16 protein-coding genes, 1 pseudogene and 1 riboswitch are annotated in these 14,761 nt (G+C 35.8%); of the genes and pseudogenes, 2 read left to right on the forward strand and 15 right to left on the reverse strand.

Annotation, left to right across the window (positions count from 1 at the left end; translation table 11 throughout):
- Both A9G40_RS00690 and A9G40_RS00695 read right to left on the reverse strand, forming a co-directional pair.
- Positions 1-558: DDE-type integrase/transposase/recombinase (locus tag A9G40_RS00690; RefSeq protein WP_141675148.1), on the reverse strand; the 558-nt coding region annotated here is incomplete at its 3' end.
- Positions 558-815 carry a transposase gene (locus tag A9G40_RS00695; protein ID WP_065581369.1) on the reverse strand — a complete coding sequence of 86 codons (258 nt, stop codon included), beginning with the start codon at positions 813-815 and terminating at the stop codon, positions 558-560. The genes A9G40_RS00690 and A9G40_RS00695, both read right to left, overlap by 1 nt.
- 616 nt (positions 816-1,431) lie before the next feature.
- On the opposite strand from A9G40_RS00695, the gene A9G40_RS00700 reads away from it, so the two are divergent.
- A complete protein-coding gene (locus A9G40_RS00700) occupies positions 1,432-1,848 on the forward strand; it encodes an STY0301 family protein (RefSeq protein WP_065581468.1) in 417 nt (138 codons plus the stop codon).
- Between the two features lie 72 nt (positions 1,849-1,920).
- Here A9G40_RS00700 and thiD read toward each other — a convergent pair whose 3' ends face one another.
- From thiD to A9G40_RS00765, 13 genes and pseudogenes are all read right to left on the reverse strand, one after another.
- On the reverse strand, positions 1,921-2,715 hold the full coding sequence (gene thiD, locus A9G40_RS00705; protein WP_065581469.1) for a bifunctional hydroxymethylpyrimidine kinase/phosphomethylpyrimidine kinase: 795 nt from the start codon (positions 2,713-2,715) through the stop codon (positions 1,921-1,923).
- A 10-nt stretch (positions 2,716-2,725) separates the two neighbouring features.
- Positions 2,726-3,367, reverse strand: coding sequence for a thiamine phosphate synthase (gene thiE / locus A9G40_RS00710; RefSeq protein WP_065581470.1), 642 nt, complete (start codon positions 3,365-3,367; stop codon positions 2,726-2,728).
- Positions 3,368-3,375: 8 nt separating this feature from the next.
- The gene (gene thiM, locus A9G40_RS00715; RefSeq protein ID WP_065581471.1) at positions 3,376-4,164 is read right to left on the reverse strand and encodes a hydroxyethylthiazole kinase; all 789 of its coding nucleotides are present in this window, start codon (positions 4,162-4,164) and stop codon (positions 3,376-3,378) included.
- 56 nt (positions 4,165-4,220) lie between these two features.
- Positions 4,221-4,322: riboswitch (TPP riboswitch) on the reverse strand.
- Positions 4,323-4,361: 39 nt separating this feature from the next.
- A complete protein-coding gene (gene trkA, locus A9G40_RS00720) occupies positions 4,362-5,723 on the reverse strand; it encodes a Trk system potassium transporter TrkA (RefSeq protein ID WP_065581472.1) in 1,362 nt (453 codons plus the stop codon).
- A 108-nt stretch (positions 5,724-5,831) separates the two neighbouring features.
- On the reverse strand, positions 5,832-6,827 hold the full coding sequence (trpS, locus tag A9G40_RS00725; RefSeq protein WP_065581473.1) for a tryptophan--tRNA ligase: 996 nt from the start codon (positions 6,825-6,827) through the stop codon (positions 5,832-5,834).
- A gap of 23 nt (positions 6,828-6,850) precedes the next feature.
- Positions 6,851-7,546 carry a phosphoglycolate phosphatase gene (locus tag A9G40_RS00730; RefSeq protein WP_065581474.1) on the reverse strand — a complete coding sequence of 232 codons (696 nt, stop codon included), beginning with the start codon at positions 7,544-7,546 and terminating at the stop codon, positions 6,851-6,853.
- Positions 7,539-8,216 (reverse strand): ribulose-phosphate 3-epimerase, encoded by a 678-nt coding sequence (gene rpe / locus A9G40_RS00735; RefSeq protein WP_065581475.1) that lies wholly within the window; start codon positions 8,214-8,216, stop codon positions 7,539-7,541. The genes A9G40_RS00730 and rpe overlap by 8 nt, the downstream gene beginning before the upstream one ends.
- A 39-nt stretch (positions 8,217-8,255) precedes the next feature.
- Entirely contained in the window at positions 8,256-9,077 is an 822-nt protein-coding gene (locus A9G40_RS00740) for a Dam family site-specific DNA-(adenine-N6)-methyltransferase (protein WP_065581476.1), read from the reverse strand.
- A gap of 48 nt (positions 9,078-9,125) precedes the next feature.
- A complete protein-coding gene (locus tag A9G40_RS00745; RefSeq protein ID WP_065581477.1) occupies positions 9,126-9,914 on the reverse strand; it encodes an SPOR domain-containing protein in 789 nt (262 codons plus the stop codon).
- Between the two features lie 67 nt (positions 9,915-9,981).
- Entirely contained in the window at positions 9,982-10,503 is a 522-nt protein-coding gene (gene aroK, locus A9G40_RS00750; protein WP_065580715.1) for a shikimate kinase AroK, read from the reverse strand.
- Between the two features lie 184 nt (positions 10,504-10,687).
- Positions 10,688-11,650, reverse strand: coding sequence for an arabinose-5-phosphate isomerase GutQ (gene gutQ / locus A9G40_RS00755; protein ID WP_065581478.1), 963 nt, complete (start codon positions 11,648-11,650; stop codon positions 10,688-10,690).
- Between the two features lie 201 nt (positions 11,651-11,851).
- Positions 11,852-12,474: pseudogene (locus tag A9G40_RS00760) on the reverse strand (LysE family transporter).
- Between the two features lie 9 nt (positions 12,475-12,483).
- Positions 12,484-13,926: an LTA synthase family protein gene (locus tag A9G40_RS00765; protein WP_065581479.1), complete on the reverse strand. Its 1,443-nt coding sequence runs from the start codon at positions 13,924-13,926 to the stop codon at positions 12,484-12,486.
- A 245-nt stretch (positions 13,927-14,171) separates the two neighbouring features.
- Here A9G40_RS00765 and A9G40_RS00770 point away from each other — a divergent pair, with 245 nt between their 5' ends.
- On the forward strand, positions 14,172-14,759 hold the full coding sequence (locus A9G40_RS00770; protein ID WP_065581480.1) for a nitroreductase family protein: 588 nt from the start codon (positions 14,172-14,174) through the stop codon (positions 14,757-14,759).
- Positions 14,760-14,761 lie beyond the last annotated feature (2 nt).

The following is a 14,761-nucleotide window of genomic DNA, read 5'->3' on the forward strand; positions in this document are numbered from 1 at the left end:
AAATTCTGGCCCATTATCGACCCGTATTTTTAATGGATACCCATGATATTCGGCCAGTTTATCTAAGTAACGGGTAATCCTTCCTGCTGGTAAGCTTACTGCAATATCAATACCTAACGCCTCACGATTAAAGTCATCGATGACATTGAATGTTCTAAAGCGACGTTGATTACGGCTACTGTCACTCATAAAATCCATTGACCAACAGTCACTTTGTTTATTGGGGACTAATAATCTTTCTGGGCATCGTGGAGGAATGCGTTTTTTACGCTTTACCCTGAGATTAAGCTTTAATTCACAATACACCCGATATACCCGTTTATGATTCCATTGATAGCCGAGCTTTCTGATACGATTAAAACATTTAGGAAAGCCCCAACGTAAATGCCGGTCTGTGATAGCATTCAACACCGAAACAATCGCCGAATCATCCTGTAACTTAGCTTGATAATAGTAAGCACAACGGCTTAAACCAACAATGGCACAACTCATTGCAATAGTAACCGAATGATTTTGTTGTAGTTGCTGTGCCCACATTTTACGTGCCTTGGTGGGCACTAAAGCTTTTTTATGATTTCTTCCTGAAGCTGGGATCTTAAGCTCAGTTCGGCAAACATCTGTTTAAGCTTGCGGTTTTCAGCCTCCAGCTCCTTTAAGCGTTTGATATCCGACGTTTCCATTCCGCTGTATTTTTCTCGCCATTTATAGAAAGTTGAATTACCCATGCCATATTTACGGCACAGTTCTTTAACGGGAATACCCGCTTCAGCTTCTTTTAAAATAGCGATGATTTGATGTTCAGTCATTTTTTTCATAATTAAATCCCCTTTACTTGTATCATAGAGAATTTTCTACTTTTTTGCTGTACTATTTTAGGGGATAGTTACATTAATGTTCTAATAATACTTTTCATAGAATTATATAAAACGTCTTAAATCAACTTAATGCTAATCATTTATTTATTACCATCATTGATAAAAATAATGTGTAGGCTCAATACGTTTGCCAATGGTTAAATTAATTGCCCCCTTGCAAATGTTTTATGGCTTCTTCTAGATTGCTACATTGGGGAAATAATACTGCAATTTTGGTAAAGTGTGTGCAATCCGTATCGTGGATATTTTTAGTTTGAGTTTTGTATGATAGTGATGAGTCTTATTTTATGGTATAGAGCTTTTTTGGCGATATCTCCGTTATGCTATCTTGCTAAAAACTTACTCCAAAACAGAAATAATAAAAAACTCGTTTAATTTAGATAACATGGTGAAAATAGCTTAATGACTTATAAATAATTATAATTGTTTTTATTTAAGATATTAGCATGATTTTTTGAAATCTTAGAATACTTTTATCTTTTTATTAATAGGTAATTGTTAGAAGGATAGATAATATGAAAAGGAAAATATTGAGTGTTACTCTAGCTATTATGGCTTGGTTTGGTGCAGTTTTTTTGTTAATGCCTATCAAATTGATTGCCCACAAAACATCAAGGCTAAAGAAGAAGTTGAAAACAGGCCTAATGGGTGGGAGGTTTCTGATGATATAAATAGTTTAACTATATCGTTTAGTAGCATGATTGTTTATCACGGTAAGCCTTCTAGAAAGGTCAGTTTAAAACCAGCAAAAGGATGGGTTGAAGGTAAGAAACATGAGTTAATATGGGAAGTCGATTTTAAAGCTGATGTTGAACCTTATTATGTTAGTTGCTCTTATAATGGCAGTAGAATTGAGCTAATAAAAAAAATTGATTTATCAATGAAAAGTTGTTGGGCTGATTATTTTGAAGATGAACAAGGAAAAAAAGGAACACTTACCTGTAGCACAAGTGAAGCAAAAGATTTGCATTAGTTGAAATATGGGATTTGTTGTTATATGTAATAGCTGACAACTTAAATCCCTTTTAGACTATTTATTGTGCTGTCACCACCAACGGTAAAAATGGTGTGTTGGGCCAATTCCGTTACCAATATTTAAATTATCAGCATGGCTAATGGCTCCTTGCAAATAATTTTTAGCCTGCATTACAGCTTCTACTAAATTATATTTGGGTAATAATGCGGCAATTGCTGCAGATAGTGTGCAACCTGTTCCGTGAGTATTTTTAGTTTGAATTCGTGGAGAAGTTATTCTTATTACATTATCTTGGGTTATCAAATAATCAGGGCTTTGACTACCTGACAAATGCCCGCCTTTCATTAAAACCGCTTTGCAACCCAATTTGAGTAATTCATCCCCTTGCTTTTGCATATCATCTTCGTTTTTGGCCTCACCACAATCAAGTAGTGCTGCTGCTTCAGGAATATTAGGAGTAACAATGGTTGCTAAGGGTAATAATAACTCACGAATAGCAGTTATGGCATCAGATTTGAGCAGGGGATGTCCTCCTTTAGCTATCATTACAGTATCTAAGACGATAGCAGGAATAGCATTTGTGATAAGAAGATGGTGAACTGCTATGACTATCTCTTTATTCATTAGCATTCCCATTTTTACACTATTAATTTGAATATCTTGATATAGCGTATTGAATTGAGCTGCAACAAATTCAGGGGTAATGGCTAATACCGCATCAACCCCTCGTGTGCTTTGTGCCGTTAATGCAGTGATAACTGACATGCCATAAGCCCCGAGTGCCGAAAAAGTTTTTAAATCGGCTTGAATTCCTGCGCCACCGCTGGGATCTGACCCAGCAATGGTTAATGCAATTGTTGTCATAATGTATGCCCTATTTAGCCTTCCTGATTTGAGTAATGAGCGATAACGTCGCTTGCTCAATATCTTGTTTACCACAAATAGCTGAAACCACAGCAACGCCGTCGATACCTGTTTGAATAACGTTAGTCACATTATTTTCATCAATACCGCCAATAGCTACAGCAGGACATTGCTTTAGTTCTATTAGTTCAATTAATTGTTCGGTTCCCAGTGCTACTGCTGCATCTTTTTTCGTTGCGGTTGGAAAGATAGGACCAATACCAATATAATCGACCTTATGCCATGGAACGCTATCAAGTTGACGTCGATTAGCGATCGAAAACCCTAACCATTTATCTCTACCAATTAATTGACGAGTAACATCAACAGGAAGATCACTTTGTCCAATATGTACACCATCGGCGTCAACCGCTAAAGCAATATCGACATGATCATTAATAAACAGTGGTACGGGTGTTTCATTCAGCGCTTCTTTCAATGCTAATGCGGCATAATACCAATCTTTACCGCTAAACTTATGTTCAGATCTTAACTGTACTGCAGTTGCCCCATTAGAAACAGCAATTTTTGTGGTATTTACCATGCCACTAATACCACCACATAATAATGGATCAAGGACTAAATAAAGAGTTAAATCTAATTGCTTTTTCATCTTGTTCCTTATTGATGCAATGAATTAAACAGAGATAGTTGATCTAGTAGTGATACCGCAAAGGTACCTAATCCTTGCTGTTTATTGGCAAGTTGACCTGCTTTTTTCATCATAAAACAAGCTGAGGCGGTAGCTGATAAAGGATCTGATGAATTGGCAATAAAAGCAGCTACCATAGCAGATAGTGCACAGCCTGTTCCTGTTACTTTTGTTAAAGCAATATCGCCACCAGTGATGCTATATAAGATGTTGCCATTAGTGATATAATCAATATCCCCCGTCATTGCAACAATCGTTTGATATTTTTGTGCAAGTGCTTTGGCTGCATGTACAGCAGATGTCGTTGAGTTTTGACCATCAGGTCCTTTCGATGATCCATTTTCACCATTTAGTACTAATATTTCTGATGCATTACCGCGTATGACTGTTGGCTTTAATGATAGTAATTGACATACAATTTCAGTTCGATAATTAAGCGCCCCCCCCACAGCGACAGGATCAAGCACCCATGGAGTTTGTGTTTGCAAAGCTTGGATTGTTGCTAACAACATACTTTTGGCTGTGCTACTGTGAATGGTGCCAATATTAATCAATAAACTATCCGCAATGGTGATAAATGACTCCACCTCTTGCTTGGCAATAACCATTGCTGGTGATGCACCAATAGCGAGTAACACATTTGCGGTAAAATTTTGCACCACATCATTTGTAATACAATGCACTAATGGGTTTTGTTGTTTTACATGATAGATAAAAGGAGTTGCTTGTACTAATTGAAATGGTTTGTTTTCTAACATATTTATTCCCTGTTATTTTAGAACTAAAATATTGGGAAGAATTTGCCAAATTAAAGCTAAGATGGCTTAGACTTCCCTACGCTGGCATAACCCAGATCAGGTTCAACGGGTAAAATCTCAGTTTTTTGTCAAAACAAAAAACACCCCGAGTCAAAATTTGTTCATCCATTATGAACTGACTATCAGTTTTTAACAAACTATTGTAATAACTTTTCAATATCTGTTATTGCCTTTCTGTCTGGCAAAAAGATGATTAGATGATCATTATCTTCTATCATCAAATCAGTATTAATAATAATCACATCTTCACCACGAACAACAGCTCCAATTGTTGCACCTGAAGGCAGTTTTAAGCCATTAATATTTTTGCCCACCAGTTTTGATGTATCATTATTGCCTTTGGCAACCACTTCGATAATTTCAGATTCGCCTTGCCTTAGCGAAACGACTTTAACCATACCAGTTTGTCTTACATGACTTAATAGTTCTGAAATGGTGGCATGTTGTGGCGATATTGCGATATCAATCACACTATCATTAATCAATTCAAGGTAGGCTTGGCGTTGAATTAGTACGATCACTTTTTTTGCGCCCATTCTTTTGGCAAGCATAGATGACATGATATTGGATTCATCGTCACCTGTGACTGCAATAAAAAGATCGGTAAGCTCAACTTGCTCTTGTGAAAGTAATTCTTGATCAGATGACTCACCATGCAACACTGTGGTATTAACCAGTTGCTCGGCAATGAGTTCGGCTCGCTCAGCATTGCGTTCAATTAACTTGACTTGGTAATCATTTTCCAAACGCTTTGCTAAAGCGACAGCAACACTACCACCACCACTAATAATGATTCGCTTATAAGGTTTTTCTAATCGTTGTAGTTCGCTGGTTACAGCTTTGATATTAACTGGTGGCGTAATAAAATACACCATATCTCCCGCTTCAACCAAGGTTGAGCCAAGCGGACGAATAAAGCGGTTTTTACGATAAATAGCAACCACTCGCGCTTCAACATGAGGTAAATGTTCTTTGAGCTCGGATAATTCACTGCCAACTAAAGCACCGCCATAATAAGCCGTTACCGCCACTAGACACACTCGGTTATCATAAAAAGAAGCAAATTGCAATGAGCCAGGGTATTGAACTAATTGACTTATATGATTGGTGATAAGATTTTCTGGGGCAATGATATGATCGATATTAATACAGTCTTTATTGAAAAAAGGATAATTTTCATCATTATATTCAGGCGCTCTAATGCGAGCCACTTTTTGTGGAATACTAAATAAGACATGACCAATTTGGCAGGCCATCATATTGACTTCATCAGAGTTAGTTACAGCAACAAGCATATCGGCCGATTCAGCGCCAGCACTTTCTAATACCTGAGGATAGGATGATTTTCCACAAATTACCTGTAAATCAAAACGCTCTTGTAGCGATTGCAATCTATCATGATCTTCATCCACCACAGTAATATCGTTTTGTTTTTCGGTAACAAGATATTCCGCAAGTGCACTACCTGTTTGTCCTGCACCAAGAATAATAATCTTCATAACTAGCCTATATATTTAGATGGCTTTAACCATTATCCATTTACTTAGTATATTAAAGCCATTGCATATCATTCATTTTTTAGTCGCAATCTGTTATTGATTTTGCAATTATACAAACCCGATTGCATCATAGACTTTTTTCAACGTTGGCTCGGCTTTTGAACGTGCTTTTTCAGCTCCATCTTGCATGATTGAAAATAGATAATGTTCATCGTCACGATACTCATGATATTTAGCTTGCAAGGTAGTTAACATATCAATGACTTGCGTTGCAACTTCTGTTTTGAGGTGACCATACATTTTACCTTCAAACTCTTTTTCAAGCTCGGCAATAGGCTTACCTGTCACACCAGTTAAAATATCAAGTAGATTTGAAACACCAACTTTATTTTTAACATCATAGCGTACTACTGGTGGCTCATCAGAATCAGTCATTGCACGTTTGATTTTCTTCTCAATATCTTTTGGATTTTCGAGTAAACCAATCACATTATTACGGTTTTCATCTGATTTGGACATTTTCTTAGTCGGCTCTTGCAATGACATAACGCGCGCACCAACCCTGGCAATGAACGGCTCGGGAACAGTAAAAATATCACCATAAAGCGCATTAAAACGCATAGCAATATCACGCGATAATTCAAGATGCTGTTTTTGATCATCACCAACAGGAACTAAGTTTGCTTGATAGAGTAAAATATCAGCAGCCATAAGTACAGGATAATCAAATAGCCCTGCATTGATATTCTCTGAATGGCGTGATGACTTATCTTTAAATTGCGTCATACGGCTAAGCTCACCAAAATAGGTGTAGCAATTTAAAGCCCAGCCTAACTCTGCATGTGCAGGCACATGCGATTGTACAAAAATAGTGCTTTTTTGCGGATCAATACCACAAGCTAAATAAAGGGCTAGTGTATCTAATGTGGCTTTACGTAATTTGTTTGGATCTTGACGTACGGTAATTGCATGCTGATTAACAATACAATAAACGCAATCATATTCGTTTTGCAAAGACACCCAATTTTTTAAAGCACCTAAGTAGTTGCCAAGTGTTAGTTCCCCTGATGGCTGAGCGCCACTAAATACAATCGGTTTACTCATAATTTCTTCCTAATTTATACTCATTATTTTTTTGCATCAGCTTTTGGCTGAGGTAGAATTGTTAATATATCTTTAAAATCGTCAAATAAAAAATCGGGATTACTAGTAGCAATTGAAACGCCATAGTTATAGCCATAGCTTAAGGCAACAGTTGGGCAGTTAGCATTTTGCGCAGCAGTGATATCGTTTTTCGAATCACCAACAAAAAGTAACTGATCGCTAAACAATCCAAATTTCGCCATTACTTGATACAAAGGAGCTGGGTGTGGTTTTAATTTGATCACATCGCCACCGCCAAGTACTAGCGAAAAGAACTCTTTTATGCCTAGTGACGCTAGTAATGCAGGTAAAAATTGGGCTGGCTTATTGGTCACTAATGCAAGTGGATAATGATTATCATAAAGCACTTTTAAAGTTTCTTTAACATTCGGAAACAGCCTAGTTTCGACATCAATAACTTTATCATAATGTTGGTTAAATAATATCTTGGCTTTGGCAAATTGTTCTTTTGATGGCTCAATAGTAATGGCTTTAAAAACGCGTTCTAGCATGATATCAATGCCATTACCAACGAAATTTTTGATCTGCTCATTGCTGATCGTTGGTAAATTCAACTCTGCCAACATATTTTGTGTAGCCAGTGCCAGTCCCGGCACACTATCAACCAATGTACCATCTAAATCAAATGCGATTGCTTGAATATCTTTTAGTTTATTCATGTATCACTCCTGCTAACTCTTTACGCATGGCATCAATGACGGTTTTATAATCAGGCTGGCTAAATATGGCGGAGCCAGCAACAAACATATCTGCACCTGCTTTAGCTATTTCAGCAATATTTTCTACTTTTACCCCACCGTCAATTTCTAAACGAATATTTAATCCTGATGCAATTATACGTTGTTTAACTTGGTGTAATTTTTTCAAGGTTGCGGGAATAAAAGATTGCCCCCCAAAGCCAGGATTAACGCTCATCAACAAAATAATATCAATTTTGTCCATGACATAATCTAAATAATCCAGCGGAGTGGCTGGATTTAATACAATACCTGCCGTGCAACCATGATCTTTAATTAATTGTAATGAGCGATCTAAATGAATCGTCGCTTCTGGATGAATAGAGATATTAGTAGCACCAGCTTTAGCAAATGAGGCTATTAGCTCTTCAACAGGGGATACCATCAAATGCACATCAATAGGTACGCTAATGCCATAATCTCGCAGTGCTTTACAAAACATCGCCCCCATTGTTAGATTAGGTACAAAATGGTTATCCATAACATCAAAATGGATAACATCGGCTCCGGCGTCAATGACCTTTTGCGCATCTTCACCAAGGCGCGCAAAATCAGCTGACAATATTGATGGAGCAATAATAAATTTTTTCATAACCTACCTCATGATAACCCATTTTATATTCAAGCCTGATTATGACTTTTTATAGAGAGCTAAAATCTCATCAATTTTTTTACGACCCTCACCTGCACAGCTAATTGAACGACGCATTTCTGCGCGATAAAGCTCGCTTGCTTTGCTATAAAGAGTCATTGTGTAATCAGTATAATGATTAGATACTAGCACGGGTATATTCTTTTTATATGCTATAGTTTCAGCCAATTTCGACAAGTTTTTATGTTCTTCAAATCCAAAAATATTTGAATAATAAGCTGTAAACCCTACTGATTGATTTGGGGGTATGTAGGGCGGATCACAATAAATAACCGAATTTCTTTCTGCCTTCTTCATGACCTCATGATAAGGTGCGCAAATAAATTTCGCTTTTTGTGCTTTTTCTGCAAAAAAATAAAGTTCTTTTTCAGGAAAATAAATGGTTTTATAACGCCCAAATGGCACATTAAATAATCCACTATTGTTATAACGACATAGGCCGTTATAACAATGTCGGTTTAAATAAACAAATAATAATGATCTAAAATATCGATCTTTACTATGATTAAATACATCTCTAAGCTGATAAAACGCATCAGGTTGATTATTTTGAGTAGTAAAAAGCAATCTGAGATCACGAATAAATTGATCTGGAGTTGATTGTAACAAGGTATATAGTGAAATTAAGTCTTGATTGATATCCGCTAAAATATAGTTTTCGTAGTTTGTATTTAAAAACACAGAACCAGCTCCGACAAAAGGCTCAATCAATAGATCGCCTTCTGGAAGATACCGTTTGATTGTGTCCACAAGCTCATACTTTCCTCCAGCCCATTTTAAAAAGGCTCGTTGCTTCTTCAACGGATACTCCTATTTGTCGTTGATTGGATAAATAAACGATATTACTTATTATTTTTCTATTTTTTCTTTATTAACAACCGCACCCGATTTAACCCATGGTTTATCTTTTAAGAGTGCTGATGGTAAAGATTTAATAGCTTTACGTGCTTCATTAGCTGATGAATAATCACCTTTTACTAAAATAAACCACGTTCCTGAACTATATTCAGTTTTATATATATGGTAATTAGTTATATTGTTTTGTTTAATAAATTTTTTCAACCCCTCAACTGATTTGGATGCACTTAGCTGAATAACATAATGATCATTACTTATTTTAATTTTTTTTCCTAAATCAGCTTTTTCTTCTTTACGATTAACTGTTTTCTTATCATGATCATTATTATTTTTCTTAGTATTAGTTGATTGTGAAATATTTATATTATTAGAAATACTAGCGTTAGTTCTTCTATTTTGTGTTGTAATAGTATTAGAGTGTCCCTTAACCTCAGAATTTAGATTATCTATTGAGCTTAAACTATCATCTGTATTATCAGAACTTTCAGTTTGAGATCCATTAACAACTGCGCCACTTTGCCCATTTGAAATCAAACTGTTAGTTTCTTCTGTTGTCGTAACATCATTAACGGTAGGTGATGTTAATGCTGTTACTTCATTTTTGCGAGAAGAGTAAAAAATAATCAAGCCAAGCAATAATAGAAAAATAATGGCTACCGAACCGAAGATAACTAATTTTTTCTTTGGAAAATTTTGAAGAAGGTTTAGCAACTTTAATGAAGGCGTAGAGTCCTTACTCGGTTGCTCTAAAATATAACGGTCATCTTTATCTACACGCATACTTACTCCTTAACCTATAAAAAGGTTTATTACTTCATTAATAGCTATTACATCCAAAATAAGTTGCTTAAATCTGTTCTATTTTATCAATAATATAACTGGCAACACCTTTGGCACTTTGTTCATCAGTTTTAATGGTAATATCGGCAATTTCTTTGTAAAGAGGTTCACGTTCACCTGCAAGTTCTTCATAAAGCTCACGAGGTGTGTTACCACCTTGCAGTAATGGACGGCGTTTATCTTTTTGTGTTCTTGCCATTTGCTTTTCAATGGTTGTTTCAAGATAAACAACAATTCCACGTGCTGACAATCGGTTGCGTGTCTCTTTTGATAAGACAGAACCACCACCAGTTGCCAGAACTACGCCTTGTTTTTCAGTCAATTCGTTAATGACTTTTTCTTCTCTGGCACGGAATCCCTCTTCTCCTTCTAGGTCAAAAATCCATGCAATATCGGCTCCAGTACGTTTCTCAATCTCTTGATCTGAGTCAAAAAAATCCATGCCTAACTGTTGCGCAATTTGTCGGCCTATTGTGCTTTTTCCTGCCCCCATAGGGCCAATTAGAAAGATATTTCGCTTTTCTGCCATTGTAGTTTCATCATCTATTAATTTTGGTTAAAATATACAACACAACATCAATTTTAGTTGATTAAAAATCATACAAAATTCAATTGTGTAACTTTTCCTTTGATCTCCGTCTAACGACAAAAATTTAGGTCGGTAATTATCTCAATAGATAGCACCTTTTGGCAATAGGTATTTATTAATAGTTTTAGCTAATACCAGCTTGATGCAAATCATGAATATTTAAAGCACCGACTAATTCACCCTCATTGTTAACGACTGGTGCAGCGGTAATATTGTGATCATTAAAGGATTTTAATGCTTCAACCGCTTTCCAATTATCAGGGATAAGGTATCCTGGGCTGGTCATAACATCCAAAATACTATCTTGTAATGTACCATTTTTCAATAATAACCGACGTAAATCGCCATCGGTAAATACTCCAATTATTTTATTATTATTCTGACAGATTGCAACTAAACCTACACCTGTTCGACTTAATTCTAGCATAGCATCAAGAACCGTTGCTGTTTGTGGAACTTTAGGTATTCGATCGCCTGTTCGCATCACATCTCTGACATGATTAAGTAATTTAGCACCTAAACTACCTGCTGGGTGGGAGCGAGCAAAATCTTCTTCTCTAAAGCCTCGAGCTCGCATTACAGCAATCGCTAGCGCATCACCCATCAATAATGTGTTGGTTGAACTTGATGTTGGCGCTAATCCCATTGGGCATGCTTCTTTTTCTATCGAGATATTTAAAATAGCTTGAGCTGATTTAGCCAATGGCGAATCAACTCCGCCCGTAATTGCAATTACGGGTACATTCATTGTAGCGAGGATCGGCAGAATAATATTAAATTCTTTTGCCCGTCCGGAATAAGAAATTAAAATAGCCACATCATTGGCTGTTACCATGCCTAAATCGCCATGCAATGCTTCCGAAGGATGCATAAAAAAAGCGGGGCTGCCCGTGCTTGCTAACGATGCAGCAATTTTTTTCCCAATATGTCCTGATTTCCCAATACCTGAAACAACAACCTTACCTTTGGTGGTTAAGATAAGTTGGCATGCATTAATAAAATCTTTGCCAAGCCGATTAGGTAACTTTTCCGCTTCTTGTAACTCTAGTTCAAGAACTTCTCGACCATATTGTAATAATTTATCCATTTTCAATTAGCCTGTCGAATAAAAAAATCAGTGTCCAGTGAATGTATAATCGGTAAATAAAAGTAATCGATTATAAAAGCTAAACTATTATCAGTTTAACAATTAACGATCGAATATTCAAAAAAAGAAAGTCTTTTTATCAAAACTTTTCAGGTAAACAGGTGCTTGAAAGTAAATATGAGTTCACAACATTAGAGTAACTTAAAGTCCGAAAGCAACTTTTACGCCTAATGTAGTTAAAATGGTACCTAATAATTTATCGAAAATAGTTTGAATTTTAAAATAACGCCGTTGTATTGTTTGATTTTGAAAAACAAACACCACAAAAGGCCACCAAAAAAAGGCTTCAATCCAAATGATAAATGCAATGATAAGTTTACCAATCGTTGATGATTCAGCATCAAGCATTTGCGTAAAAATTGCTAGAAAAAATAACGTTGCTTTAGGGTTAAGTAAATTACATAAAAAACCTTGCGTAAAAGCCAATTTTGTTGAAATTAGCTGCTTAATTGGTTGTTTGCCAACTAAGCAAGTGGTCGCATTAGAGGCAAATAATGCTTTAAAGCCAAGCCATATAAGGAAAGCGGCACTGGCATAGCATAGCGTGTTATAGAGCAATGGAATGGTGCCAATCAACACCGCAAGACCAGCAACGCAATAGCTCATATGAATCAAAATAGCAGTGATCACATCTAAACAAGTAAATAATGCTGTTTTTCGGCGATAATTTAAACTGTTTTTAACACTAAAAAGAAATCAGGTCCAGACGGAATCATCCCCAAAAAACAGGTCGAGCCAACTAAAAGCAATGTATCCAACTCCATTTTCGGTACCTATTTAAATACCTGTGCTGAATTATTGATCGTTGCGATATTGGCTTTATTTTTTTCAATAAACTGTTTTTTATCAAAATTAGGGGCAGATAAATAGTCAGTTAGAAATTTGCCATTACTTGCAACTTGTGCCCCATTTAAAATTAAACGAGGCAAATCAATTTGGTAAATGGTTTGATCGGGTGTTTTTTGTAGATCTTGTATACTTGCGTTAGTTAATAGATAAAGCTTGCGCTCTTTTTGTGAAAGGCGATTAATGGTTGGCGTGCCAGATCCCATCATTAAATGATCTGGGAAAATATAAAATACAGTGTTTTCTAATACCCCTTCATCTTTTAATTGTTGAATAAATAACCCTAAATTATGATCTAATGAAGCAGCAACAAAAGACATATTATCTGGTTTGGGTGAAATAATTGATTTCATTCTTTCGTCATCAAAACCATTTGGAGCATGAGTTGAAACGGTTGATACAAATAAGGCAAATGGTTGGTTATTTTGACGCATTTGCGTAATCTGTTTTTGCGCAACATCAAAAATATCTTTGTCATATAATCCAAATGGTGCTGTTGGGTATTGCCCAACGTAATTTTTTTCCGAAATGACTTGCATACCCAAAAGCTCAGCAGTATGCCCAATACCAGCAAAATCAGGACTAGGCATCACATAACGGGTTTGATACCCAGCTTGTTTTAGCACATCACCCAAACTAACTAAGTTTGTTTGGTTTGCACGCATTAATGGGGATGTTGTGTAACCGCCAATTAAAAATGGCATGCCGGTCATATAAGTATACATGGAAGCAGTCGTCCAAGTGCTTCCAGTGCTCATTGGCATATTGGCAAAAAAAGTATAATCTTGGCAAAGATGTCGTAAATTAGGTGTAATATCTTCAAAGTCGAGAAAACCTTGTTCAAACGATTCTAATGATAACACAATAATATTTTTACCTTGTTGGCTAACAAGCTGGTTTTTATTGATGTAATTAGTCATATTGAGTGATTGCAATGCTTGCTCAAATGGTTCGCGCGGAGCACTAGTAACCTGATATATTTCATATAACCGGCTTAATGGTCCATTGTGGTAACTAATTGAAAATATAGCGATAACAGCGAGTAATATGCGAGGCAATAATCGGTATTTTCCTTTACACCAATTAGCGAGTTTTAATAGTAAAAAAATGAAAGAAAAAAAGACTACAATGACCAGAACGGCTTGCAATTTAAAAATAAATAGCCCTTCTATAATATCATTTATATTTAAATTCACATAAAACTGATAATCAATAAATCCACCACTAAAGTAGATAGAAGTTAGCTCCATTACAATAAAAATCGTTAATAAAGTTACGTTTAAAAATTGCCATTTTTTCTTTTTAAAGAGCGAGGCAAAAACAATTGTGATAATAAAAAGAGGTAAAACAATGAATGTCGATAATGGCATAAGATTTGTTACTCAATTTCTCAAAAATCAATTTTGCTAAAGTATATACTCAATACATAAAAAAATAAAAATATCGCTTAATGCTGTTTAATTTATCACATTATCTTCATAGCCTAACTTGAAAAGTGCTAATGGCAAAAGCAGACTTTTCATATATCAAATGATAATTATTAGCATTTGATGTTGATAATTGAAACCGTTAGCAATAAGATATCGCCAATAATGTCAAATAATTAGGTATTACTATGTCGTGTTATGTACGAAAATTAGCTTTAATTCTATTATCATCGTTGATTCCTTTCGCGTTATGTTATGCCGATATTTCATTACCTAAGCCACAAATAAAAGATGGAATGAGCTTATTTGAAAGCTTAAAAAAACGTGCTTCAACATCTGGTGGCGGGTTTCCTACTGGTAAGATTTCTGATGAGGAACTTTCACAAGTGCTTTGGGCAGCAAGTGGGTTGAACCGAGGTAAAACAGGATGGACAGTACCAATGGTTAAAGGTAAGCCACCTTATGTACGAATTTATATTGCTGGTGAAAAAGGCACTTTTTTATATGAGTGGGAAGGTCATTATTTAAGAGAAATTAATAATAAAGATATTCGCGCCGACATTGGTTTGCAAAATTTTACTAAGCGAGCCGCCTATTCATTAATTTTTGTGTCAGATGCTAATGTATTGGCTGATATAAATCCCGAAGAAAGTACTCACTTTAATTATACTGCTGTTGGCGCAATGAGTCAGAATGCTTATTTAGCTGCGGCAGCATTGAAATTAAATGCTCGTTATATTCATTCCATCAAGTCAGATGCCATAATTCAAGTGTAAAT

Origin of the sequence: Gilliamella sp. Nev3-1 (genome assembly GCF_001690435.1) — a bacterium.
Taxonomy (GTDB): domain Bacteria; phylum Pseudomonadota; class Gammaproteobacteria; order Enterobacterales; family Orbaceae; genus Gilliamella; species Gilliamella apicola_C.

Bases quoted from the DNA above. Each gene is read 5' to 3' on its own strand.
- A9G40_RS00745 (WP_065581477.1), bottom strand. From the start codon at position 9,914: ATGCGTGTAGATAAAGATGACCGTTATATTTTAGAGCAACCGAGTAAG.
- gutQ (WP_065581478.1), bottom strand. From the start codon at position 11,650: ATGGATAAATTATTACAATATGGTCGAGAAGTTCTTGAACTAGAGTTA.
- trpS (WP_065581473.1), bottom strand. From the start codon at position 6,827: ATGAGTAAACCGATTGTATTTAGTGGCGCTCAGCCATCAGGGGAACTA.
- thiD (WP_065581469.1), bottom strand. From the start codon at position 2,715: ATGACAACAATTGCATTAACCATTGCTGGGTCAGATCCCAGCGGTGGC.
- A9G40_RS00695 (WP_065581369.1), bottom strand. From the start codon at position 815: ATGAAAAAAATGACTGAACATCAAATCATCGCTATTTTAAAAGAAGCT.
- rpe (WP_065581475.1), bottom strand. From the start codon at position 8,216: ATGAAAAAATTTATTATTGCTCCATCAATATTGTCAGCTGATTTTGCG.
- thiE (WP_065581470.1), bottom strand. From the start codon at position 3,367: ATGAAAAAGCAATTAGATTTAACTCTTTATTTAGTCCTTGATCCATTA.
- A9G40_RS00730 (WP_065581474.1), bottom strand. From the start codon at position 7,546: ATGAATAAACTAAAAGATATTCAAGCAATCGCATTTGATTTAGATGGT.
- A9G40_RS00770 (WP_065581480.1), top strand. From the start codon at position 14,172: ATGTCGTGTTATGTACGAAAATTAGCTTTAATTCTATTATCATCGTTG.
- A9G40_RS00765 (WP_065581479.1), bottom strand. From the start codon at position 13,926: ATGCCATTATCGACATTCATTGTTTTACCTCTTTTTATTATCACAATT.
- trkA (WP_065581472.1), bottom strand. From the start codon at position 5,723: ATGAAGATTATTATTCTTGGTGCAGGACAAACAGGTAGTGCACTTGCG.
- thiM (WP_065581471.1), bottom strand. From the start codon at position 4,164: ATGTTAGAAAACAAACCATTTCAATTAGTACAAGCAACTCCTTTTATC.
- aroK (WP_065580715.1), bottom strand. From the start codon at position 10,503: ATGGCAGAAAAGCGAAATATCTTTCTAATTGGCCCTATGGGGGCAGGA.